At 29.7% G+C, this 18,784-nt stretch carries 16 protein-coding genes and 1 riboswitch; of the genes, 13 read left to right on the forward strand and 3 right to left on the reverse strand.

Translation table 11 applies throughout. The annotated features are described in order from the left end of the window. Nucleotides 1-37: 37 nt before the first annotated feature. Entirely contained in the window at nucleotides 38-1,390 is a 1,353-nt protein-coding gene (locus tag I6E17_RS04930) for an APC family permease (protein ID WP_235235940.1), read from the forward strand. A 35-nt stretch (nucleotides 1,391-1,425) separates the two neighbouring features. Beyond that, on the forward strand, nucleotides 1,426-2,031 hold the full coding sequence (locus I6E17_RS04935; protein ID WP_235235941.1) for a metal-sensing transcriptional repressor: 606 nt from the start codon (nucleotides 1,426-1,428) through the stop codon (nucleotides 2,029-2,031). Between the two features lie 89 nt (nucleotides 2,032-2,120). Here the strand turns inward: I6E17_RS04935 and I6E17_RS04940 are convergent, their stop codons facing one another. Together I6E17_RS04940 and dtd are read right to left on the reverse strand one after the other, a co-directional pair. After that, entirely contained in the window at nucleotides 2,121-3,137 is a 1,017-nt protein-coding gene (locus I6E17_RS04940; RefSeq protein WP_235235943.1) for an alpha-hydroxy-acid oxidizing protein, read from the reverse strand. A gap of 60 nt (nucleotides 3,138-3,197) precedes the next feature. Next, nucleotides 3,198-3,647, reverse strand: a complete 450-nt coding sequence (gene dtd / locus I6E17_RS04945) for a D-aminoacyl-tRNA deacylase (protein ID WP_176828485.1) — start codon at nucleotides 3,645-3,647, stop codon at nucleotides 3,198-3,200. A 168-nt stretch (nucleotides 3,648-3,815) separates the two neighbouring features. Here dtd and I6E17_RS04950 point away from each other — a divergent pair, with 168 nt between their 5' ends. The 11 genes from I6E17_RS04950 to I6E17_RS05000 all read left to right on the forward strand — a co-directional run bounded on the left by I6E17_RS04950 (nucleotide 3,816) and on the right by I6E17_RS05000 (nucleotide 17,692). Beyond that, on the forward strand, nucleotides 3,816-5,333 hold the full coding sequence (locus I6E17_RS04950) for a nicotinate phosphoribosyltransferase (RefSeq protein ID WP_176828527.1): 1,518 nt from the start codon (nucleotides 3,816-3,818) through the stop codon (nucleotides 5,331-5,333). A 12-nt stretch (nucleotides 5,334-5,345) separates the two neighbouring features. Further along, on the forward strand, nucleotides 5,346-5,915 hold the full coding sequence (locus tag I6E17_RS04955; protein WP_176828486.1) for a xanthine phosphoribosyltransferase: 570 nt from the start codon (nucleotides 5,346-5,348) through the stop codon (nucleotides 5,913-5,915). Nucleotides 5,916-6,340: 425 nt separating this feature from the next. Continuing rightward, a complete protein-coding gene (locus tag I6E17_RS04960) occupies nucleotides 6,341-7,111 on the forward strand; it encodes a DeoR/GlpR family DNA-binding transcription regulator (RefSeq protein WP_235235945.1) in 771 nt (256 codons plus the stop codon). A 32-nt stretch (nucleotides 7,112-7,143) separates the two neighbouring features. Continuing rightward, nucleotides 7,144-8,313 carry an iron-containing alcohol dehydrogenase gene (locus I6E17_RS04965; RefSeq protein WP_235235947.1) on the forward strand — a complete coding sequence of 390 codons (1,170 nt, stop codon included), beginning with the start codon at nucleotides 7,144-7,146 and terminating at the stop codon, nucleotides 8,311-8,313. A gap of 25 nt (nucleotides 8,314-8,338) precedes the next feature. Then, entirely contained in the window at nucleotides 8,339-9,004 is a 666-nt protein-coding gene (locus tag I6E17_RS04970) for an L-fuculose-phosphate aldolase (protein ID WP_176828489.1), read from the forward strand. Between the two features lie 34 nt (nucleotides 9,005-9,038). Beyond that, nucleotides 9,039-10,334: a Na+/H+ antiporter NhaC family protein gene (locus I6E17_RS04975; protein WP_176828490.1), complete on the forward strand. Its 1,296-nt coding sequence runs from the start codon at nucleotides 9,039-9,041 to the stop codon at nucleotides 10,332-10,334. A 112-nt stretch (nucleotides 10,335-10,446) separates the two neighbouring features. Then, nucleotides 10,447-11,496, forward strand: coding sequence for an S-methyl-5-thioribose-1-phosphate isomerase (locus tag I6E17_RS04980; RefSeq protein WP_235235950.1), 1,050 nt, complete (start codon nucleotides 10,447-10,449; stop codon nucleotides 11,494-11,496). Between the two features lie 32 nt (nucleotides 11,497-11,528). Further along, nucleotides 11,529-12,716 (forward strand): S-methyl-5-thioribose kinase, encoded by a 1,188-nt coding sequence (mtnK, locus tag I6E17_RS04985; RefSeq protein ID WP_235235952.1) that lies wholly within the window; start codon nucleotides 11,529-11,531, stop codon nucleotides 12,714-12,716. A gap of 99 nt (nucleotides 12,717-12,815) precedes the next feature. Then, nucleotides 12,816-14,006, forward strand: a complete 1,191-nt coding sequence (gene megL, locus I6E17_RS04990) for a methionine gamma-lyase (protein WP_235235954.1) — start codon at nucleotides 12,816-12,818, stop codon at nucleotides 14,004-14,006. Between the two features lie 122 nt (nucleotides 14,007-14,128). Further along, nucleotides 14,129-17,170 (forward strand): Eco57I restriction-modification methylase domain-containing protein, encoded by a 3,042-nt coding sequence (locus I6E17_RS04995; protein ID WP_235235956.1) that lies wholly within the window; start codon nucleotides 14,129-14,131, stop codon nucleotides 17,168-17,170. A gap of 24 nt (nucleotides 17,171-17,194) precedes the next feature. Beyond that, complete coding sequence (locus I6E17_RS05000) at nucleotides 17,195-17,692, forward strand: hypothetical protein (RefSeq protein WP_235235958.1); 498 nt, start codon at nucleotides 17,195-17,197, stop codon at nucleotides 17,690-17,692. Between the two features lie 72 nt (nucleotides 17,693-17,764). On the opposite strand, the gene I6E17_RS05005 is transcribed toward I6E17_RS05000, so the two are convergent. Then, complete coding sequence (locus I6E17_RS05005) at nucleotides 17,765-18,538, reverse strand: formate/nitrite transporter family protein (RefSeq protein WP_235235960.1); 774 nt, start codon at nucleotides 18,536-18,538, stop codon at nucleotides 17,765-17,767. Between the two features lie 126 nt (nucleotides 18,539-18,664). Beyond that, a riboswitch (ZMP/ZTP riboswitch) is annotated at nucleotides 18,665-18,743 on the reverse strand. Nucleotides 18,744-18,784: the final 41 nt, after the last annotated feature.

Consider the following 18,784-nt stretch of genomic DNA (forward strand, 5'->3'; position numbering starts at 1 on the left):
ATATTAGTGGTTTTATATTATTGATGAAGGAGAAAAAGTGGTAAGGAAAAAAGAGATAGGGAAATTTGAAGTAATAAGCATCGCTATAGGTTCTATTATAGGAACAGGTGCATTTCTTCTGCCAGGAGATTTGTTTTTAAGCAGAATAGGATTTTTAAATACTGTTATAGGGATAACATTGGGAGCTTTTTTAGTTTTTGCAATAGAGAAAAATTATAGTTTTCTTATAAAAAAATTTCCTAAAGCAGGAGGAGAATATATATTTGTAAAAAATGTAATAGGGCAAAAAAATGCTTTTATCTGTGGTTGGCTTTTAGTTCTTTCATATTTTACAATTATACCTCTTAATGCAACAGCAGTTCCTGTAGTAATAGATACAATATTTCCAGGGGCTTTAAAGTTTGGATATCTTTATAGTTTAAAAGGGGATATATATTTTGGAGAACTTATAGTTGGAATAATATCTCTTCTTATATTTTTATATTTTAATATAAAAGGGATAAAATTTGCTTCAATGGTACAGAATATAATGGTGTTTTTTCTTGTGGGAATTGTTCTTACAACAGCTGGACTTCTTATGTATATAAATGGGATTTATCATTCTGTATTTATGAGTCATATGAGAGAGCCTCTTAATTTTTCAAACATATTAAAGATACTTTCTGTTGCTCCCTTTTTATTTATAGGTTTTGATTGTATTCCTCAAATAACAGAGGAACTTAATTTTGATACTAAAAAACTTTCTCTTTTAGCAGGATTTTCAATTTTTCTTGGAGGATTTTTATATATCTGTTTGACATTTATTGCATCTTACGGATTGACAAAAAATGAACTTTTAATGATGGATGTAAATTGGGCAGCAGGTTATGCAGTTGAACTTTTTCTTCATAGAACAGGAGTATTATTTCTTGGTTTTGCATTTTTTACAGCTATTGTAGCAGGAATAAATGGATTTTATATGTCAAGCAGTCGTCTTATGGCAGCAATGGCAGAAGAGGGAGATCTTCCATCTTGTTTTGCTCAAGGAGATAAAGGAAACCCTGTAAATGCTTTGATACTTTTATTTGTATTAAGTTGTATCACTGTATTTTCAGGAAGAAATACAGTATTATGGTCTTTAGATGTTTCATCTGTAGGGGCAGCAATGGGATATCTTTATACATCTTATGCAGCTTATAAACTTTATCATAAAGAGGGAAAATTTTCATTGTGTGGAATTATAGGAATAGTAACAGGTGGAGTTTTTGTTTTACTTCTTCTTGTTCCTGTGTTTTCAACCTCTTTAAACAGTGCTTCATATATAACACTTTTAGTTTGGTGTGTGTTGGGAGCAATTTTTAAATCTACAATATGTAAAAAAATTGACATTAAATTGTTTAAAAAGGTATAATGAACTTGATAACATAAAAATTTGAGAGGGAAAAGATGAAAAAAGCTGAAGGATATATAAAATTAACACCTCAGGAAACAAAAGAATTAATAGATAGAGAAAAAAATTTGGTGATAATAGATACAAGAACAGAGATGGAATTTACTTATGAGGGAAAACTTGAAAATGCAATACTTATTGATTTTTTAAAACCTCGTATATTCAAGAGAGAGATTCAAAAGTATGATAGAAATAAAACTTATTTAGTATATTGTGCTGTAGGAAGAGTGAGTCAACCTGCTTGTGAACTTATGGCAGAATTAGGATTTAAAAATATTTATGAAATGATAGGTGGTTTAAAAGCTTGGCAGAAGGATTCTGAGCTTGTTACAACTGTATCAAAGCTTGATAATGAAGAGATAATTGAAACAAGAAAAAGAATAGTAACAAGGCTTAATAAAATCGAGGGGCAGATAAGAGGGATGAAAAAAATGCTTCTTGATGGTGAATATTGTGGAGATATTCTTAATCAATCTCTTGCTGTAAAATCTGCTCTTGGAAGTGTTAATCAGGAAATAATGGAGATGTTTTCTAATGTCTGCATTACTTGTCCTTCTGATAAAGAGGATTTTTTCAAATATCTTAAAAAACTTATGAAATAAATTTTTAAAAAATAAAAATGTCAAACAAGGAATTTTTAAAATTCTTATGTCTGACATTTTTTTATTTTAAATTATATTTTTGAAATAAATTATTTAAAGATTACTTTAGAATCTATTGTTTTTACATCAACACATCCTGTTAAAATCATATTTTGATAAAGCTGATTTTTGAAAGTATCAAGAACAACTTTTACTCCTTCCTGTCTTCCTCCAACAGAACCCCAAATAAGAGGTCTTCCAATAAGTACAGCTTTTGCTCCTAAAGCAAGATATTTTAAGATGTCAACACCTTCTCTTACAGAACCATCAGCAAGAACATTTATTCTGTCTCCAACAGCTTTTACAATATCTTCAAGTACTTCACAAGGTGCAAGAGTTTCATTAAGAACTCTTCCTCCATGATTTGAAACAACGATAGTGTCAACACCTGCATCAGCACATAAGATAGCTTCTTCAACAGATAAAATTCCTTTAACTATAAAAGGAAGTTTAGTTGACTGAACAAGAATTTTCAAATCTTCAAAAGATTTAGGTCCTACAGGTTGTCCGAAAAGTTTCATAGTAACAAGTCCTGCTCCATCACTGTCAATACCTATAGCTACAGCTCCTGCCTCTTCAGCAATTTTTATTCTTTTAATAATTTCTTCATTAGCTCTTGGTTTTATAATTGCTATACCTTGTCCTCCAGCTTTTTTAATGGCATTAATTCCGTGTTCAAAACATTTTGGATCTCCTGTATCTCCTATCATAGCAATAGTTCCAGCATCAAGTGATCCTAAAACAACATCATCAGAATATTCTGCATCATTTACATATCCTCCCATATTGAAGACAGTACCTGTAATAGGAGCTGCTATAGCAGGAAAAGAAAGAGTTTTTCCCCAAATTGAAGTTTGAAGAACAGGATCTGATGCACTATGTATAGTTTTCATAATAACTTTTATTTCTTTTAATTTATTGTGAGCTCTTTTAAAGGAATCTCCAGTACCAGTTCCTCCCATTCCTGGCACTTTTCCTGCACACCAAACACCATCACATTCTCTGCACATATTACAGAAACCTTTCATTCTTTCACGGGCATTTTCTTTTATTTCTTTAATATCCATATAAATCCTCCATTAATAAAAAATTACAATCTCTATTGTATTGGAAATTAATAAAATAAATTATTTTTCAGGTGTATCAATTATCATTGTAACAGGGCCGTCATTTATAAGAGAAACCTTCATATCAGCTCCGAATACTCCGTGTTCAACTTTATTAAGTCCAAAAGATTTAAATATATCAATAAATTTTTCATATAAAGGAATTGCTGTTTCAGGTCTTGCAGCTTCTATAAAGCTAGGTCTTTTCCCTTTAAGACAATTTCCATAAAGAGTAAATTGTGAAACAATAAGTATATCTCCTTTTATATCATCAAGACCTAGATTCATTTTTCCCTCTTCATCTTCAAAAACTCTAAGTCCTTTAATTTTATTTGCAAGCCATTCAACATCTTTTTCTGTGTCTGTATGAGTAACTCCAAGAAGAACAAGAAAGCCTTTATCAATTTTTCCAACTGAATTTCCATCTATTTTAACTTCTGCTGAAGTAACTCTTTGAACCACTGCTCTCATTAGTTTTATCCTCCTTAAATTTAGTTATTAAGATTATATCATAAATAAAATTATATCACAATTTAAGAAATAAAATAAACTGTACAGAAAACTTGGAAAAAAATGGCTAAAGTGATATAATCATAGAAAGAATTTTAAAAATTTAATTACAGATAAAGAGGTAAGATGATGGCAGAAGAAAGAGCACTTACGGAATTTGCAAGGGTTATCAACTCTGATAGATATCAGTATACAGAGAGTGACATTTTTATAATGGAACAGACACAGGAGAGAGAAGCTGTATTTGATATGTATTTCAGAAGCACAGAAGATAATGGATTTGCAGTTGTTTCAGGAATAAGAGAAGTGGTAAATCTTATTGAAATATTAAATAATACAAGTGAGGAAGAAAAAAGAGAATATTTTTCAAAAATAATAAGTGAACAGCATCTTGTGGACTATCTTGTAAAAATGAAATTTACAGGAGATATTTATGCAATGAGAGAAGGAGAGCTAGCTTATGCAAATGAGCCTGTAATAACAGTGAAAGCTCCTCTTGTTCAGGCAAAAATACTTGAAACACCTTTGCTTAATATTATGAATCTTCAGATGGCTATAGCGACAAAGGCATCAAGAGTGACAAGAGCAGCAGCACCTATAGGAGTGTCTGCATTTGGAAGCAGAAGAGCACATGGTTTTGACAGTGCAGTAAGTGGAACAAAAGCAGCAGTCATAGGAGGATGTACATCTCATTCAAATCTTGTGGCAGAATATAAATATGGAGTGCCTAGTGTGGGAACAATGGCTCATTCATATATTCAGACCTTTGGTGTAGGAAGAGAGGCTGAGAAAAAAGCCTTTGATGCTTTTATAAAATACAGAAGAGAGAGAAAAGCAAATTCTCTGATTCTTCTTATAGACACTTATAATACTCTTAAAATAGGAATAAAAAATGCTGTAAAAGCATTTAAAGATAATGGAATTGATGACAGCTATGAAGGAATTTATGGAGTTAGAATAGATTCTGGAGACTTAGCATATCTTTCTAAAAAATGTAGAGAAGAACTTGATAATGCAGGGTTTAAAAAAGCAAAAATATTCCTGACAAATTCACTTAATGAAGATTTAATAAAATCTTTAAAACAGCAAAATGCTTGTGTTGATATATTTGGTGTAGGAGATGCCATTGCAGTAAGCAAATCTTATCCATGTTTCGGAGGAGTTTATAAAATAGTTGAAATTGACAAGGAGCCTGTAATAAAGCTTTCTGAAGATGCAATAAAAATTTCAAATCCTGGATTTAAAGAAGTGTACAGAATATATGATCAAAAAGGACTTGCTTATGTTGATATAATAACTCTTGCAAGAGATGACTCTGATAAAGATAAATTCCTTGCAGGAGAAACTTTTACAACAAGAGCAGAACTTGATGAGTATAAATGCAGCACTCTTAAGGAAGGGGAGTATACATGCAAAAAACTTACAAGAACTTATGTAAAAGCTGGAAAAACTACCGAAGAATATGATAAACTAGTAGATGTACTAAGTTCTCAGAAATATTATCTGGACAGTCTTGAAAAACTTTCTGAAGAAAGAAAAAGACTGGAGTTTCCACACAGATATAAAGTTAACTTATCAAATGATCTGCGTGAATTAAAATATTCATTAATTGATAAAATATCTGAAGAATTAAATGATGAAAAATAATCAGGGGGAAAAATGGAATTACTAAAAAGTTTAATAGTGTCACAAGGAGAGGTTAAAAACTCAGCTTTATTAAAAGTTGACAGTTTTTTAAACCATCAGATAGATCCTGTTTTAATGTATGAAATTGGTCAGGAACTTAAAAGAAGATTTGCAGGAGAAAAAATAACAAAAGTTCTTACAATAGAAGCTTCAGGAATAGCAATAGGAATAATGGCAGCTTATGCTTTTAATGTGCCTTTAGTTTTTGCTAAGAAGAAAAGACCATCAACAATGGACGACAGTTATAATGTGACAGTTCATTCTTTTACAAAAGATACAGACTATAATATTACAGTTTCAAAAGAATTTCTTAATGAAAGAGATAGAGTTCTTATAGTTGATGATTTCTTAGCTATGGGAAATGCTGTTATAGGTCTTAAAGAAATTGTTGAAGAAGCAGGAGCAGAAGTTGTAGGAGTAGGAATAGTTGTTGAGAAAGGTTTCCAAAAAGGTGGGGACATGCTTAGAGAACAAGGAATTAAACTTGAGTCTCTTGCAATAATTGATAGTCTTGAAGGAAATAAAATAACATTCAGAGACTAATAAATATTATAAAGATTGATGCTTAGTACAAGCTGAAAATAAAATTTCATGAAAAATTTGAAATTTTATTTTCAGCTTATTTTTTTATTGTGTGATGTTGGAAAATGTGAGAATATGTAAAATGTTATATAAATATAATTAAAAACAAGAATTTATATAAAGATACAAGGAAATCATAATATCAATATATACGCATATTGTACTTTAAAATATCTTTATATTCTAAAAATAATCATAAATTTTTCAAAAAAATGTTGCGTTATTTTTAAAAATGTGATATTTTGTTTGTAGATATAAAAATATGTGAGAAAATGTTGTAAAAAGTGAAAAACAGTCTGTGAATTTGATGGATACATTTTGTGATATGGTATATAATTTATTTTAGTTGATAATTTAAATTGTATTATATCGTATAGGAGGTACTTATGTTAGCTATTCAAAGACTGAAAGAAATTGAAAAAATGCTTAACGAAAAAGGGAGTGTTGTTATAAGCTCTCTTAGCAAACAATTTAAAGTCTCGGAAGAAACAATAAGACGGGACTTGGATAAATTGGAAAAAACAAATGTATTGAAAAGAGTAAGAGGAGGAGCTTATCTTCAATCTGAATCAGATAAACAGGTTCCTTTGGAAATCAGAGAGAAAATTTATTTGACTGAGAAACAAGAGATAGCAGATAAGTGTATAGAGTTTATTGAAGATGGGGACACAATAATGATAGACAGTAGTACAACAGCTGTTTGTGTAGCTCAGAATATTCGCAGATATGAAAAAAAAGTTACTGTAATTACTAATTCAATAAAAGTAGTTGAAGAATTTCAAGATTCAAAATGGGTAAAAGTTATTTGTATTGGAGGAGGCTTGAGAAAAAGAACAAAATCTTTTATAGGAAATCAAGCTTTAAATCAATTAGAAAAGCTTCATGCAAATAAAGCTTTTGTAAGCTGTACAGCAGTAAATAGAAAATTTGGTGCAACAGATGACAGTGAAAGAGAAGCAGAAATAAGAGCCAAAATGATAAGTAATTCAGAAAAATCTTTTTTAATAGTGGACAGAACAAAGTTTGATAATTTGGAATCACATCTCATATGTAAATTAGAAGATATTGATGTAATTATTACAGAACAAAGATTATCTTCTGAATGGGAAAACACATTAAAAAAGACAAAAGTAGATATTATATATGTTCAACATTAAAAGATATTAATTCATTTTATTAAGGAGGAAAAATGGAAAACTTTAATTTTAAAAGTAGCACAAGATTAGTTTTTGGAAAAGATACTCATGAGGAAACAGGTAAATATGTAAAGGAATACAGTAAAAAAATACTTGTTCATTATGAGGGAGACGGAGCCTTAATAAAAAAACTTGGTATCTATGACAAAGTAGTGAAATCATTAGAAGAAAATGGAATAGAATATATAACTCTTGGAGGAGTAGTTCCTAATCCAAGATTATCACTTGTATATGAAGGTATAAAAATTTGTAAGGAAAATGGAATAGATTTTATATTGGCTATAGGAGGAGGAAGTGTTATTGACTCTGCAAAAGCCATTTCTTTAGGAACAGCTTATGATGGAGATGTATGGGATTTCTTTACAGGAAAAAATGAACCAAAAAGTTCAATGAATGTTGGTGTTGTTCTTACAATACCAGGATCAGGTTCAGAAATGTCAGAAAGCTCAATAATAAGTAATGAAGAATTATCTATGAAATGCGTATGTGATACTGAGAAAAACTTCCCTGTATTTTCTATATTAGATCCACAGGTATGTTTTACTATCCCAGCACATTTAATGGCATGTGGTGTTACAGATATTATGTCTCACTTAATGGAAAGATATTTCAGCCAAGCTGAGCATACAGAACTTAGTGATGCTCTTTTAGAAGCTGCAATGAGAACAGTTGTTGAATTTGGTCCAAAAATCATGGCAGAGCCAAAAAATTATAATAATGCAGCTCAGATTATGTGGTCAGCAACAGTGGCTCATAACGGAATGATAGCTTGTGGAAGAATAGCAGACTGGTCATCTCACAGAATAGAACATGAAATCAGTGCAATTTATGATATAACTCATGGTGCAGGAATGGCAATAGTTTTCCCAGCATGGATGAAATATGTAAAAGATGAGAATATTGATGTGTTTGTAAACTTTGCTGTGAAAGTATTTGGAGTAGAAAAATCTGAAAACAAAGAAGAAACAGCATTAAAAGGAATAGCAAAACTGGAAGAGTTCTTTAAATCTTTAGGTCTTAAAATCTCTCTTTCTGAATCAGGAATAGGAGAAGAAAATTTTGAAATCATGGCAGAAAAAGCTCTTGGTGGAAGCGAGACTTTAGGAAGATTTAAAAAACTTGCTAAGGAAGATATAGTAAATATCTTAAAAATATCAAAATAATAAAATTAATGGAAGAGGTAGAGAAATGTTATTAGAAAAAGAAAGACTGGAAGTTATAGAGTATGGAAAGCGTATGATAACAGAGGGACTTACAAAAGGTACTGGAGGAAATATAAGTGTTGTAAATAAGGAAAAAGGGCTTATGGCTATTACTCCAAGTGGAATAGATTATATGAAAATACAACCTGAAGATATTGTAATTCTTGATGTTCAAACAGGAAAAATCGTTGATGGAGAAAGAGTTCCATCAAGTGAATCAGATATGCATAGAATTTTTTATAAATACAGAGATGATATACAAGCAGTTGTACATACTCACTCAAAATTTGCTGCAGGACTTTCTTGCACAGGAAAAAAACTTCCTGCTGTTCATTATTTACTTGCAGTTGCAGGTATAGATGTTCCTTGTGCTGAATATGCAACTTATGGAACAGTAAAGCTTGCAAAAAATGCTTTTGAAGCAATGAAGGGAACAAAAGCTGTTCTTCTTAGCAATCATGGAATGATTACAGGAGGAGCAACACTTGCAGAAGCTTATAATATAGCAGAAAATGTAGAATTTTGCTGTGAACTGTATTTTATTGCAAAAACTGTAGGAGAACCTAATATTCTTTCAGATGAAGAAATGAAAAATGTAGTTGAGAGATTTAAAGACTATGGAAAAAGAATAGAGGAACATGAAGAAATCTAAAACAAAATAAAAAATATATTCAGGAGGGTTAGTTATGGAAAAGAAAGGTAACATTAAAGGTTTAATCCCATTGTTTATATTCTTGGGATTATATGCAGGTGCAGGAATTTTTACAAAAAACTTTGGAAGCATGCCGCTTCTTACAGCTTTTATGATTACAATGGGAGTTTCATTTGCTCTTGATAAAAAAGGCGACAAGAAAACTCTTGATCAAAAAGTTGAAATTTTCTGTAAAGGAGCAGGAGATTCTACATTAATTCTTATGGTTATTATTTTCTTACTTGCAGGAGCATTCTATTCAGTTGCAGATGCAATGGGTGCAGTTAGTTCAACAGTAAATCTTGGACTTTCAGTTCTTCCAGCAAAAGCATTATTGCCTGGATTGTTCTTAGTTGGTTGTGCTTTAAGCTTCTCAATGGGAACATCAATGGGAACAGTAAGTGCTCTTACACCAGTTGCAGTTGGAATAGCAAGAGAAACTGGAATAGCTCTTCCATTAGTTTGTGGAGTTGTTATTGGTGGTGCAATGTTCGGAGACAATATGTCATTTATATCTGACACAACAATAGCAGCTACAAGAACTCAGGAAGTTGGAATGAGAGATAAGTTTAAAGTAAACTTTGCAATTGTTCTTCCAGCAGTAATAATCAATCTTGTGCTTATATCTTTAATGGGTGGAAATGGAGTTGCAGGAAAAGTATATGAATACAATCTTGTAAATATAATTCCTTACCTTTCTATTATAGTACTTGCTCTTATAGGATTAAATGTTATAAATGTTTTAAGTATAGGAATAGGACTTGGACTTGCAATAGGACTTGTACATGGAGACTTTAGCTTTATGGAAGTCTTTGGAATCCTTCAAAGAGGATTTGGTTGGATGGAAGATATGTCAATTATCGCAATGGTAGTTGGAGGAGTTGTTGCTCTTATGCATTATCATGGAGGAATTGATTTCATACTTGAAAACCTTACTGCAAGAATTAAAAGTAAAAAAGGTGCTGAATTTGGAATTGCAGCTCTAGTAAGCGTACTTGACCTTGCAACAACAAACAATACAGTATCAATAATTACTGCAGGACCTCTTGCAAGAGATATAGCAGATGAATTTGGTGTTGACCGTAAAAGAACAGCAGGACTTTTAGATATATTCTCATCAGCATTCCAAGGACTTATGCCTTATGCAGGACAGCTTTTAATGGCAGCTGGAATGGCTCAAATATCTCCAGGAGCAATTGTTCCATATTGCTGGTATTCAATGTTAATGGTTGTTATGGGAATCTTATCAATAGCAACAGGTTTCCCTAATTTTAAAACAACAAACGAATAGTTAGTAATTTATACAGTGCTGAGAGAAATTGATTCTCTCAGCTCTGATATTTTAAAATATATGTCATAGAAAATAAAAGTTTTTAAGAAGAAAATGAAAAGGTGAAGAAAAGATGAAAAGAATGGATGAAGGTTTAGCTTTTATGCTTCAATATGAAAATATAGCATGGTATGAAAATGGAAAAGTAAGAATACTTGACAGAAGAATATACCCAAGAGAAGTTAAATTTGTAGAATGTACAGATTATCGTGAAGTAAGACAAGCTATAACAGATATGGTAACACAAAGTGCTGGTCCTTATACAGCAGCTGGAATGGGAATGGCTCTTGCAGCATATCAGGCAGAGGGATTATCTAAAGATGAACAAATAGCTTTTTTAGCTGAAGCATCAGAAGTTATTTCTCATGCAAGACCTACAACAGCAAATCGTATGAAACTTATAACAGATGCTTGTTATGAGGTTGGAAAAGAAGCTATTGAAAAAGGAGAATCAGCAGTAGATGCAATTTTTAAAAGAACAATAGATTCTCTTGAAAGAAGATATGGAAGAATGTCAATAGTTGCTAAAAATCTTGTAAATATGTTCCCTCAAAAAGGAAAAGTAATGACACAATGCTTTGGAGAAACAATAGTTGGGTGCATGGGAAGAGAAATTAGAAATCAAAACAAAGATATTGAATTTTACTGCCCAGAAACAAGACCTTATTTACAAGGTGCAAGACTTACAGCAAGTGTATTAAAAGATCAAGGATTTAAAGTAACTGTTATAACAGACAATATGCCTGCATGGACAATGAAATCAAAAGGAATAGATTTATTTACATCTGCAGCTGATACAATCAGCATGGACGGACATATTGTAAATAAAGTAGGAACTCTTCAAATTGCTATAACAGCAAAATATTTTGGAATACCTTATTTTGTAACAGGAATTCCTGATGAAGATAAGAGACTTGAAAATATAGTTATTGAAGAAAGAAATCCTGAAGAAGTTATAAGCTGCAATGGAATAAAAAATACTCTTGAAGGAGTTGAAGGATACTATCCTTCATTTGATATTACACCTCCTCATTTAGTAAGTGCTGTTGTAACAGATCAAGGAGTATATTCACCATATAACTTAGCTGAATATTATGAAAAAGAAGTAGAACAATATTATTAAAAATAAAAAAATCAAAAGGAAGAGGTACCCAGATGAATAAATATCAAGAACACTTTCGTATGTCTGTAGAAGATGCAATAAATTATACAAAAGATTTTGAAATCTTTCCAAAAGATGCAAAGCTTAGAGGGGAAGAAATAGGAGATGGAAATATTAACTATATTTTCAGAGTAATAGAGGACGAAACAGGAAAATCAGTTGTACTTAAACAAGCAGATAAATTCTTGCGTTCATCAGGTCGTCCTTTAGATTTAGATAGAAACAGAATAGAAGCTGAAATATTAAAACTTGAAGGAGAATGTGCTCCTGAATTTGTACCAAAAGTATATCGTTATGATGATATTATGTGTGTAATTGTTATGGAAGATATATCAGCATATAAAAATTTAAGAAAAGAACTTATGGCAGGAAAAATTTTCCCTAAATTTGCAGATGAAATAAGCAGTTTCTTAGTTGATACACTTTTACCAACAACAGATTTAGTATTAGACAGAGCAGAAAAAAAAGACAGAGTAAGAGCTTTTGTAAATAAAGAACTTTGTGATATTTCAGAATGCCTTGTATTTACAGAACCGTATGTAAATGACAGAGATAGAAACATAGTAATTCCTGAAAATATGGAATATGTAAAAAAACATCTTTATGATGATGTAGAACTTCGTGCAGAAGCTGCAAAATTAAAAAATAACTTTATGAACAATGCACAAGCTCTTATTCACGGAGACTTACACTCAGGTTCAATATTTATAAATGAAGATGGAATGAAAGTTATAGATCCTGAATTTTCTTTCTATGGACCTATGGGATATGATATAGGAAATGTTATAGGAAATTTATTCTTCTCACTTTCAAACAGAAGACATCTTATGGAAGAAGGAGATAAAAAAGAGGAATTTATAAAATGGCTTTCTCAAACAATAAGAGATATATTTGATATGTTTGTTGTAAAATTCCATAAAAAATATAAAGAAATAGTAAAAGATCCTATGTATACAAATGAAGAATTTGAAAACTGGTATCTTGCTCAGGTTTTAGCAGACTCTGTTGGTTCAGCAGGACTTGAAATTATAAGAAGAGTTGTTGGTGACTCTAAAGTAATGGAAGTTACTTCTATTGAAGACACAGAAAAAAGAGTTGCTGTTGAAAGAGAACTTATTGAAATTGGAATAAGATTCATAAAGAACAGATATGAAATTAAAGCTGGTAAAGATTTAGTATAAGTAAGTAAATAAAAATTATCTCTGCAGAAATATATAAATTTTTGCAGATGGTAATTTTTATTTTTATAAATTATATTTTTATGAAGGAAAGGTGAAAAAATGGAAAATTTAAAAGAAAAAGGAATAGGAACACAAGCAATTCATGCAGGACAGACAAAAAATCCTTTTGGTACTTTAGCTACACCTATTTATCAAACTTCAACATTTGTTTTTGATTCAGTAGAACAAGGACAAGCAAGATTTATGGGAGAAGAAGAGGGGTATATTTACAGCAGAACAAAAAACCCTACTGTAACAGTTGCAGAAGAAAAAGTAGCTATGCTTGAAAAAGGAGAGCATGCAATGGCAACATCTTCTGGAATGGGAGCAATTTCTTCTACTTTATGGACTTTATTAAAAGCAGGAGATCATGTACTGGCAGATAAAACTCTTTATGGTTGTACATTTGCTTTATTAAGTCATGGACTTACAAAATTTGGTGTTGAAGTTGACTTCATAGATACAGCTGATTTAGAAATGGTAAAAGAAAAATTAAAACCTAATACAAGAGTTGTATATTTAGAAACTCCAGCAAACCCTAACTTAAAAATTACAGATATAGAAGAAGTTGCAAAAATAGCTCATACAAATAATTATGCAAAAGTTGTTGTAGATAATACTTTTGCTACTCCATATAATCAAAATCCTTTAACACTTGGAGCAGATATTGTTGTTCATTCTGCAACTAAATATATTAATGGTCATGGAGATGTTCTTGCAGGATTTGTCGTAGGAACAAAAGAAATGGTAGAGGAAATAAGAGGAAATGGTCTTAAAGATATGACAGGAGCTATACTTGGACCTCAGGAAGCTTATTATATTATAAGAGGGCTAAAAACATTTGAAGTGAGAATGGAAAGACATTGTGCTAATGCAATGAAAGTTGCTAAATGGCTTGCAGCTCATCCTAAAGTAGAAAAAGTTTACTATCCAGGACTAGAAGATCATGAAGGATATGAAATAGCTAAAAAACAAATGAAAAATTTTGGTGGAATCATGTCATTTGAACTTAAAGGTGGATTTGAAGCAGGAAAAACACTTCTTAACAGTGTTCAGTTATGTGCTCTTGCAGTAAGCTTAGGAGATACAGAAACTCTTATTCAACACCCTGCATCAATGACTCACTCTCCATATACAAGAGAAGAAAGACTTGCAGCAGGAATTACTGATGGACTTGTAAGACTTTCTGTTGGACTTGAAAATGTAGAAGATATTATTGCTGACTTAGAACAAGGTTTAGCTAAAATCTAAGAAAATAAAATTTAATGAAAAAGGTTTATTAATATAATAAGCCTTTTTTTATTTTTTGTAAAAATAATTAAAAATGATATAATATTTAAAAGTATTTTTTATATATAAATGGGAGAGATTATATGAATAATTTGTTTAATGATAAAATTTTATCTCAAAAAGCAGCTAGTGAAGTTGATTTATCAAAAAATAATTTAGCAGAGAGAAGAAAATATTTAAATAAATGGATTGATATGCTTGAAAAAGGAGTTCTTGAAAAAACAAAAGAAGAACAGCTACAGGGAGAATTTATCTCTGATATTTTTTCAAAAGTTCTAAATGCTTCAAATATTACTGACGGAAAAGAAGAATGGAATCTTGAAAGAGAAACAAAAACACTTTTAGATGGTCAAAAAGCTGATGGAACTTTGGGATTTTTTAATAATCAAGGGAAAAAGGATATAAGAGCCTTAATTGAACTTAAAGGTGTAAATATAAATCTTGATGCAAGACAAAAAAGAGTTGGAGATACTCGTTCTGCAGTTGAGCAGGCATTTGGTTATGCTCCTAAGTATGGAAGAAACTGTCATTGGATAATTGTTTCTAATTTTAAAGAAATAAGACTTTATAGAGCAAATTCAATGCTTGAATATCAAGTTTTTTTCTTGGAAAAATTGAGAGATGATTTAGAATTTAAAAAATTTATATATGTTTTATCTTTTTATGCTCTTGTGGGAACTGAAAAGAAAAAAGCAAAATCTCTTGAACTTTCTGAAGAATATCAAAAGGTACAAAGTGAAATAGAAAAGAAATTTTATAATGAGTATAAAAAAATCAGAATAGATATTTTTGAAAATATGAAAAATAATAATCCTGATATTTCTGAACTTATGATTATAGAAAAAGTTCAAAAATTACTAGACAGATTTTTATTTATATGTTTCTGTGAAGATAAAGGACTTATACCTGAAAGTTCCTATAGTAATCTTGTAAAACGGGGAGAAATACTTGAAGATATTTTTGAAAGTTTTAAATCTTTTTGTAACTGGATAAATACAGGGAATAAAAGTAAAAATATTCCACATTTTAACGGAGGGCTTTTCAAGCCTGATTCAGTTTTAGATAACCTGATTGTTGATGACGAAGTATTTAGAAAATTGGAAAAAATAGCAGATTATGATTTTGATTCAGATTTAAATGAAAGTATTTTAGGACATATTTTTGAACAATCTGTAAGTGATATTGAAGAACTTAAAAAAATTTCTCAGAATGAAGAATTTGATAAAAAAGAAAGTAAAAGAAAAAAAGATGGAATTTTTTATACACCAAAATATATTACAAAATATATTGTAGAATCAACAATGAATGCTTGGATTGAAGATAAGAAAAAAGAGTTAGGGGAAGAAAATCTTCCTGAACTTCAAGAAAAAGACTTTAAATATGATTTATATAAAAAGAATTATTCAAAAAATTTCAGAAAGCATGTTGAATTTTGGGAAAAGTTCCGTGAGAAATTAAGAAAAATAAAAATTGTAGATCCTGCTTGTGGTTCAGGAGCTTTTCTTATAGAAGCATTTGACTTTTTATTAAAATACAATCAAATGATTGATGATAAAATTTTTAATATGACAGGAACAAAAAATCTTTTTGATGATACAACAAAAGAGATTTTGGAGAATAATATTTTTGGTGTGGATTTAAATAAAGAAAGTGTTGAAATAACAAAACTTTCATTATGGCTTAGAACTGCAAATAAAGATAAAACTCTTGCAACTTTAGAAAATAATATTAAATGTGGAAATTCTTTAATTTCTGATAAAAGTTTAACTGAAAAAGCTTTTGATTGGAAAGAGGAATTTCCAGAAGTTTTTAAAGAGGGTGGATTTGATATTGTAATTGGAAATCCTCCATATGTTTTAATGCAACCGTCAAATACTGAAGAAAAATTATTGGAATACTATAAAAATTTTGAGGTAGCATCTTATAAAATAGATTTATTTCATCTATTTTTTGAAAAAGGAATAAAAATATTAAAAAATAATGGAAAGTTAGGCTTTATAACTCCAAATACTTATTTAACAAATAAATATATTCAAAAACTGAGAGAATTTATTTTAAAAAGTTGTTCAATCAATGAAATTATAAATTATAAAAATCAAGTTTTTTCAGAGGCAAATGTAGATGTAGCTACTATAATATTAAATAAAAATAAAATAATAAATCATAAAATAAATATTTATGAAGCAGAAAGTGAAAAATTAATATTTATAAAAAATCAATTTCAAAATGAATGGGAAGAAGATGAAGATAATATATTTAATATAAAGCAATCTTTAAATATAAAATTTAATAATTGTTTAGAGTTTGAAAAAATAGGAATTTCTTACTTTGGGATACAGGCATTTGATAAAAAGAGTTCTACAAGTAATGAAAAAATAAATGAAAATTATATGCCTTTAATAGATGGAAGTGAAGTAAATAGATATGAATATTCTATTCCACAGAAATATTTTGATTATAGAGAAGAAAATATAAAAAGTGGTGGAAATATTAATGTTTATTTGAAAAAAAGAATAGTAGTAAGACAAATAGGTAAAACTCCTGTAATTGGAATTTGCGAACCAAAAATATTAACTTCTAATACTTTGTATAATTTATATATAAAAGATGAAAAGTTTTCTTTATATTATGTGCTAAGTATTTTAAATTCTAAATTAATAAAATATTATTGGCTTAGCAAGTATTCTGATGGAAAGCAACTTTTTCCAAAAATAAAAGGTTTTCAATTAAAAAAATTACCGATAAAAAATATTTCTTTAGAAGAACAAAAACCTTTTATTGAAAAAGCAGATATTATGATTGAACTTAATAAAGAACTTCAAAATAAAATTAAAAAATTTAAAAACAGATTATCATCAAATTTAGATTTAAAAGAATTTTCCAAAAAAATGGAAAGTTTTTATGAACTAGGTTTTAAAGAATTTTTAAAAGAACTAGGGAAACAAAAAATAAAATTAACTCTTTCTCAGCAAGATGAGTGGGAAGAATATTTTGAAGATTATAAAAAACAAATTTTAGAAATAAAACAAAAAATTTCTGTAACAGATAAAGAAATTGATTTAATGATTTATAAACTTTATGAATTGACAGAGGAAGAAATAAAAATCATTGAGGAAAATTTTTAATTTTAAAAGAATCGGTGATATAAAATGAATAACGAAAACAAAGAAAAAGTAATTGAAATTTTAAAACAAGAATTGAAGCAGAATGTCTTGGATTTTTTAAATCATGAATATGTCATTGAAAAAATAAGAGAACAGGAAGATAATCAAGAATTTATAATGGGGCTTTATGATATTTTAGATGAAATAAATATAATTGTAAAGCAGACTATAAAAACCAAACATGCTCCAAGTGAAGAAATTCTTACAGAAGAAGAGGCTTTCAGAAGAGTTATTGAATATAACAGGCAGGCAAAGGAAGCCAAAAAAAATTCTGATAGAAAAAAAGCCAAAAGATTTTATGACAAAAAATCCATGCTGTTAAAAAAATACGGAAAACCTATCTGTATTCACAGTTTAGCTGGAGGATATAGAGTAGTTCTAGTTAAATTAAAAAATGGAACATTTCACTGCCCTATAAATCATTATTCTTTAGATGAAATAGAAAATCTTAAAACAGAAGATTATGAAGGAATAATTGAGTAAAAATTTTATGAAATATGATGGAAATAATAAAAGACGGAGAAAAATAAAAAAATCTCCGTCTTTTTTTGAAAATTATTTTTTCTCTACATATAAAAAATAAAGAATAATAGGGAGAAAAACTCCTCCAGATAAGAAATTTCCTATTGTAACGGGAATGAAATGATTTATAAAAATTTCTCCCATAGAAAAAGTTTCAGGAGAGATTAATTTTCCCATTGAAATTACAAACATATTTGCAACAACATGCTGGTATCCTGAAAGAACAAAAAGCATAATAGGAAACCAGCAGGCAAATATTTTTCCTACAGCATCAGTTGCAGACATTGCCATAATAACTCCTAGAGCAACAAGCATATTACATAAAAATCCACTGAAAATTCCTTGAGAGAAAGGAAGCACAGTTTTTGAAAGAGCAGCTTGTACAACAGTTTTTTCCATAAGTGGAGATGAAAAAACTCCTGAATAAAAAGTGATATATGCAGTAAATATACTTCCAAGAAAATTTCCAATCCATACAAGCATAAGATTTCTTATAAGCTGAAAAAGACTTATATCTTTTGTAAAGTATGCAAGGGAAAGAAGAGAGTTTCCAGTAAAAAGAGATGTTCCTGTAAAAACACAAAGCATAAGTCCCACAGGGAAAACAGAAGCTCCTATAAATCTTGCAGCTCCTGAAGTGAAAAGCTGTGCAGCTGTAAGCTGACCAATTCCTGCAAGAGCAATGAACATTCCTGCTGCAAATCCTGAAACAAGAATTTTTAAACTGCTTTTTTCTCCCCCTCTTGTAATTCCCATATTAATTACGGCACAAGTTGTTTCTGACGGATTTAAAAAAGTTTTAGACATAAAGCCCTCCTTTGTTTTCTTTGAACTAAAAAAATTAATGAACAAGAAGTTATTCAATTTGTAATTTATAAAAATAAAATTTTATTTTTATATTTTTACACCAACGAAAAAAGCCGAACGACTAGGCTTTTTTGCCCAGACGGTCGGCATTATAATGTTATACTTCATGTGGTTATTTCCACTTCCGTCAGTTATATAACAATTAAATGATAGCATGAAAATTTATCTTTGTCAAAAACTATCTTG

Origin of the sequence: Fusobacterium perfoetens (assembly GCF_021531595.1) — a bacterium.
Taxonomy (GTDB): Bacteria; Fusobacteriota; Fusobacteriia; order Fusobacteriales; family Fusobacteriaceae; genus Fusobacterium_B.